Below are 6,196 nucleotides of genomic sequence, written 5' to 3' on the forward strand. Positions count from 1 at the left end.
AAAAAACAGAAATGAAATATTATAATTTAAAAGACCACCTGGAAAACATTGACTTCAGAGGAGCAACAATAAAAGGTCAGGGAAAAGAAAAAGGATTGTTTTTCCCTGAAACCATACCTCAGTTTACTGAAGAATTTATTCAAAATCTTCAGCAGTATTCCAATGAAGAAATTGCTTATCAATGCATGAGAGATTTTGTGGGAGATGAAATTCCTTCAGAAGTATTAAAAGAGATTGTTGCAGAAACCGTCAGCTTTGAAATTCCTTTGGTAAAAATCAATGAGCAGATATCTATACTGGAATTGTTTCATGGGCCTACTCTTGCATTTAAAGATATTGGAGCAAGATTCATGAGCCGTTGTCTGTCTTATTTTCTTAAAGATCAAAAGAAAAAAGTCACCGTTCTTGTAGCTACTTCAGGAGATACCGGCGGTGCTGTTGCGCATGGATTTTATAAAATTCCACAAATCAATGTAGTAATTCTCTATCCTAAAAACAGGGTAAGCCCGGTTCAGGAAAAGCAATTGACTGGATTAGGAGAAAATATTTCAGCATTAGAAGTAAATGGCAGTTTTGATGACTGTCAAAATCTTGTAAAACAAGCTTTTTCAGATGAAGAAATCAACAATGAATTATTTCTGACCTCTGCCAATTCTATCAACGTTGCAAGATGGCTTCCTCAACAGATTTATTATTTAATAGCATTGAAACAATGGCTTCAGCATCATAAGGAACAACCGGTAATCTGTGTTCCAAGTGGTAATTTTGGAAATATCTGCGCCGGACTGCTTGCTCATTTCAGAGGGCTGCCTGCCAGTCATTTTATTGCTGCCTGTAATGCCAATCACGTAGTTCCTGATTATTTTATCACTCAGGATTACCAGCCACAAAAAGCAGTTGCTACCCTATCCAATGCTATGGATGTTGGAAATCCAAGCAATTTTGTAAGAATCCTTGAACTTTTCGGGCATCAGTTTGAAAGTTTAAAAAATAAAATATCAGCTTATTCTATTGATGATGATAAAACGATGAGCACTATAACAGAAGTCTATGAGAAATACGGATATATTCTGGAACCTCACAGTGCGGTTGCTTTTGCCGCAATGGAACAGTATCTGCAGGAAAATCCTGATGAAAAAGGATTTATTCTAGGAACTGCACATCCGGTAAAATTCCCTGATGCTGTGGAAAATGCTATTCATACTCAGATTGAAATTCCGGAATCTTTAAATGAGCTGATGAAAAAGGAGAAAAAAACTGTAGAAATAAATTCAGATTTTGAAGAATTAAGACGATTTTTGCTTCATAAAATCTGAAGCAATGAGCAAAATATATCTTGAAGATGTACGAATATATGCGTACCATGGTGTACTTCCTGAAGAAAATATTATCGGGACCTATTATATTCTGAATGCAGAAGTTCATACCGATCTGTGGAAAGCAGCAGAATCTGATGATTTGCATGACACTATCAGTTATGCAGACATCAATGATATTCTCCACCAGGAAATGAAAATAAAATCCAAATTACTGGAACATGTAGCAGGAAGAATCATCACAAAAATTCATGACAGCTTTCCACAGGTTGATTATATTAAATTAAAAATCACCAAAACAGCTCCACCCATGCAGGGAGAAATGAAAGGTGCCAGCATAGAGCTTGAAAAGAGCTTTAAACCGGAAAATTAAATTGCTTATTTTCGTTTCATTAAAAAACATACAAATTGAAATTCGTTAAAATATTATTTTTAGCTGCAGGAATCAGTGCTTTCGGTCAGACGGGTGTTGAGAATCAGCTGGCAGCGTACACCTTTCCAAAGATAAAGTCCAGTATTACAATGCCTGTGACGATTCCTCTTTCGGAACTGAGCAATATGATCAACGCTTCTGTGAAAGATCTGGTTTATCAGGATGATTCCTATACTGATAATAACAATGACCAATTTAAAGTGAAAGTATGGAAAACAAGACCTATCCGTCTTGTAGGAGGAACCAGTCAGAACCTGCTGATTGAAGTTCCTTTAAAAATATGGGCAGAAAAAGGGATCGGTACTTTGGGAGTATATACGTATCAGAATACCACTTTTGAAACAGTAATGTCTTTCAATACAACCGTTACTTTTAAAAATAACTGGACCATTACTACGAATACCCGGCCCAATGGTTTCAGATGGGTAACCAAGCCGGTACTTGATTATGGAAGAATCCAGATTCCTATTACCTCTATTGTTGAAAAAAGTCTAAAGGAACAACAGGAAAAATTCTGTAAAACGATAGATCAGCAAATGGCGACACAACTGAATTTCCAGCAATATGCTTTAATGGCATGGAATACTTTTCTGCAGCCCTTTAATATTTCAGAAGAATATAATACATGGCTTAAAGTAAGCCCTGTAGGAGTTAATATTACCCCTTTAAAGTTTTATGGAAACCAGATCAATGCAACCCTTGGTGTTGATATATTTTCTGAAACTTTTACAGGAAATAAACCTACAGCTTCTTCACCAGTGACCAGTGTTGCCAATTTTAACACCACTCCTACTGTTGCAGACAAATTCATTTTACAGACTACGGCCAATATTCCATTTACAGAAGCAAGTAATATGGCAAGAAAAACCTTTCTGAATAAAGAATTTGATGTACGTGATTCTAAAGTAAAAATAACGGACATCAGAGTCTATGGGGTTGATAACAGAGTGGTCATTGAAGCTCAAACCGATGGCTATATTAAAGGAACTTCCATCATTTCAGGAATTCCGGTATACGATGAAACAAAAAGAAAAATTGTTTTATCGGAAACGAAATTTAAACTGAAAACGACCAATATCCTGCAAAAAACGGCTTCACTCCTATTCCAGGGAAAAATTGTAAAAATGATTGAAGAAGAATATGGAATTCCCACCCAAGAACTGGAAGAAACTTCAAGAAAAAGTATTGAAGAGGCCTTCAATAAAGAATACTATAAGGGATTAAAAATGAACGGGAAAGTATTCAACCTGAAGCCCAGCAAAATACTACTCAGCAATACTGGCATTACAGCCGTTATTGATACCAATGCTTCACTTAAACTGCTTGTCAACGGATTCTAAAACATCAGATAAAACCAAACTAAAAAACTAATAACCGAACCATGAAAAGAATTCTAAATGTTGTTGAATACAATAAAGCCTCGTCAGGGATTAGGCTTGCCAATTATTTTCTCGATTTTATAATGCTATACGCTATTAATTATATCCTTTCTATTCTTGCTTATTTTCTTTATGAAGTAACTTCAATGGAGTTTTTCTACTACTATAGTAATGGAAATATAGTATGGCAGCTATTTATTGGAAATTTCAATTATTTCCTTTATTACTTTCTGATGGAAAACTATTTAGGAGGCAGAACCGTTGCAAAATATATTACAGGCACCAAAGTAATCAGTACAGATGGTACAAAACCTACTACCCAGCAAATGATGTACAGAAGCCTTTCCAGAATTGTCCCTTTCGATGGGCTTTCATTTCTGGGTGTAAACGGATGGCATGACAGCTGGAGTGATACGAGGGTAATTAATGTTAAAAATTATTACGCTGAAATTCAAGCAAAAAGCGAAATAGAAGACCTTGGAAAGAAAGAATTTGCTTAAAAACTTTTGTTCATAAAGAAATTTCGCTATATTTGCACACCTCAAAAATGGTAAAAATGGTACTTTGGCCGAGCGGCTAGGCAGTGGTCTGCAACACCATCTACAGCGGTTCGAATCCGCTAGGTACCTCAGAAAAAACCTCTAAGTTATTTAGAGGTTTTTTTGTTTTTAGTCTCATTATTTTTTATATCTCATTCTCTTTTTTATCAATCCTATTACTCATGAAAAAAAACATAATCTTCTTCTTCATTTCATTTGTATTTGCACTGTTGAATGGATATTTTTTTAATTACATAAATGATGTCTATTTTCATTTTGATGTACATCAGAATACACCCATCAATGTTTCGAAAGACGAACTCAACTTCATTGCCATATTCATCTCGCCTTTTCTGGAAACTTTTTTATTTCAGTATCTCCCCTATTTGATTTTAAGTAAATGGATAAAGATCAATAATAAAGCAATTTGTATAATCATAATGAGTATTATTTTCGCATCCATGCACTATTATAATGGGTTGTATATTGTTATGACATTTTTTGGAGGTATTATTTTAAATAATCTTTATGTTTATTACCATCAGCACACCCATCAATACAGTTTTATTCTAACAGTGCTTTTCCACTTGCTATATAATCTTTATGGTTTCTTATTCATCATGTGATTGTTCCATTTTTAATGATATAAAAAAGCCCTTCCCATTCAAAGAAGAGCTTGATAAATAATGTAAAAAAGTAATGATGGATAGAAAATTATCTCGTTCAAAAATAGAGGATTAATCCAACATACTTTTATGAGCAGCGTCATATGGGAATAAAAAAAATCCCCGGAAATTCCGAGGATAAAAACTAATAACCATGAAAACTCAAATTAAACATGAGTTACATTTCTATATTGAAAAATCGTGCCAAGAATAACAATTTCAAGAAAAAAAGTTAATTTCTTTTTATGGCACCATTTTAACCAATTCAGCATTTTAAATCGATTTTAATGATACTTTAAAAACGACTTCATAATTATCTATAATAAGTTCAGATAAATCTAACGCTCCGGCAAAAGTATTAAAAAAAAAATAATTTACATTTTAATAAAATAAAATTTACATTCAGGACATAAAAATTTTTTAAAATACCGATCAGCCACAAAAAAGAAAATTCACTAAACAAATTGACACACTTTTTTCTATAATTGCCTCCATCCACTAACATGGAAAACCATTATGGCACAAAAAATTTCTAATAAAAAATTTCATGATGCTAAAGGAAAAATATCATCTGGAATTTACAGTTCTATAGCATTTTCTTTCATATATAAAAAGCCCCCAGAAATGGAGGCCTCAAAAAACACAAATGATGAAAAAAAATTTTATATCAGAGATAAAAATTATTTTATCTTTTAATTCTTAGTCAAAGATATACCAGTCTTTTTTTTTATTTTATGAGTATAATCATAAAATTATTACTTCTTTTAAATACAGGATTTCCGGACTATCAGCTTTATTTCTCAAAAAAAGACAATAATAAAAACCCTTTGTGTATATTCTTGTCATCGTTGCAGGTAAATAATGTATTGCTTCTATTTTGATCAATGCATCTAAAAAATATCTTGCTCTTACAGTTGGAAGAATATAAGAAAAAAAAAATATATATATAATGATTGAGGTTATGTTTTTCGCATATATTATTTTATAATTTTACATTATTAATTCAAAATGACGTGATAAGTTTCTCTATACTTATAGCCAACTATAATAATGGAAATTATTTCAAGGAGTGCTATGATTCATTAATCAATCAAACCTATGAAAACTGGGAAGCGATTATTATTGATGATGCCTCTACAGATAATTCGGTTGAAATCATACAGTCTCTGATAAAAGATGATTCCCGTTTTAAACTGTATCATCATTCAGTTAATGAAGGCTGTGGATCTACCAAGGCCAATTGTATGAAATATGCTCAGGGTGATTTATGTGCTTATCTGGATCCGGATGATGCTCTTTATCCGGAAGCACTGGAAAAAGTGGCGCTGGAATTTATGAACAGAGATGCTCTGGCCGCCGTATACTCTCAAATGATGATCTGTAATGAAAATCTTGTTCCGGAAAAAGTATACGCGGGTACGAAGCAGATTTATAACAATCGATATTTCTTCAACTGTCCCATTCAGTTTGCCCATCTTTTTACCTTTAAAAGAAAAGTTTATTTAAGAACTGCAGGAATTAATACAAACCTAAAAAATGCAGTAGATCAGGATCTTTATCTGAAAATACTGGAACAGGGAGAAGTAAAATACCTCAAGGAACCTTTGTATCTTTACAGGCTTCACTCCAATGGAATTTCTCAGGATAAAGCAAAACAAAGTGCAAAAGAATCATTTGCAAGAGTGATCCATGATACCATGAAAAGACGGGGACTCAAAACGATTAATCATAAAGCTGTTCCTGAAATTTTCACCAGTTCAAATGAAATTTATGAACTTCTGAATTACCAGACCAACAAAATGCACCGTCTGATCAGCAAAATAAAAGTTACTTTAGATAATATATAAACAAAAAATGCTACTCA

7 protein-coding genes and 1 tRNA gene are annotated in these 6,196 nt (G+C 33.1%); all 8 read left to right on the forward strand.

The features are described from left to right. Positions 1-11: 11 nt before the first annotated feature. The 8 genes from thrC (at position 12) to ODR02_RS16390 (ending at position 6,179) form a co-directional block, all read left to right on the forward strand. Positions 12-1,316 carry a threonine synthase gene (thrC, locus tag ODR02_RS16360; RefSeq protein WP_209787342.1) on the forward strand — a complete coding sequence of 435 codons (1,305 nt, stop codon included), beginning with the start codon at positions 12-14 and terminating at the stop codon, positions 1,314-1,316. A gap of 4 nt (positions 1,317-1,320) precedes the next feature. After that, positions 1,321-1,689, forward strand: coding sequence for a dihydroneopterin aldolase (gene folB, locus ODR02_RS16365; protein WP_209787340.1), 369 nt, complete (start codon positions 1,321-1,323; stop codon positions 1,687-1,689). 35 nt (positions 1,690-1,724) lie between these two features. Continuing rightward, the gene (locus tag ODR02_RS16370; RefSeq protein ID WP_309512792.1) at positions 1,725-3,089 is read left to right on the forward strand and encodes a DUF4403 family protein; all 1,365 of its coding nucleotides are present in this window, start codon (positions 1,725-1,727) and stop codon (positions 3,087-3,089) included. A 41-nt stretch (positions 3,090-3,130) separates the two neighbouring features. Further along, entirely contained in the window at positions 3,131-3,628 is a 498-nt protein-coding gene (locus ODR02_RS16375) for an RDD family protein (protein WP_309512793.1), read from the forward strand. A gap of 58 nt (positions 3,629-3,686) precedes the next feature. Next, a tRNA-Cys gene (locus tag ODR02_RS16380) sits at positions 3,687-3,757 on the forward strand. A gap of 92 nt (positions 3,758-3,849) precedes the next feature. Next, positions 3,850-4,293 (forward strand): CPBP family glutamic-type intramembrane protease, encoded by a 444-nt coding sequence (locus ODR02_RS23605; protein ID WP_408915625.1) that lies wholly within the window; start codon positions 3,850-3,852, stop codon positions 4,291-4,293. Positions 4,294-4,848: 555 nt separating this feature from the next. Then, positions 4,849-5,028 (forward strand): hypothetical protein, encoded by a 180-nt coding sequence (locus ODR02_RS16385; protein ID WP_309512794.1) that lies wholly within the window; start codon positions 4,849-4,851, stop codon positions 5,026-5,028. Between the two features lie 317 nt (positions 5,029-5,345). Then, positions 5,346-6,179, forward strand: a complete 834-nt coding sequence (locus ODR02_RS16390) for a glycosyltransferase family 2 protein (RefSeq protein ID WP_209787330.1) — start codon at positions 5,346-5,348, stop codon at positions 6,177-6,179. The last annotated feature ends 17 nt before the right edge of the window (positions 6,180-6,196 follow it).

Origin of the sequence: Chryseobacterium sp. CFS2, assembly GCF_036543225.1 — a bacterium.
In the GTDB taxonomy this organism is placed as follows: Bacteria; Bacteroidota; Bacteroidia; order Flavobacteriales; family Weeksellaceae; genus Chryseobacterium; species Chryseobacterium culicis_A.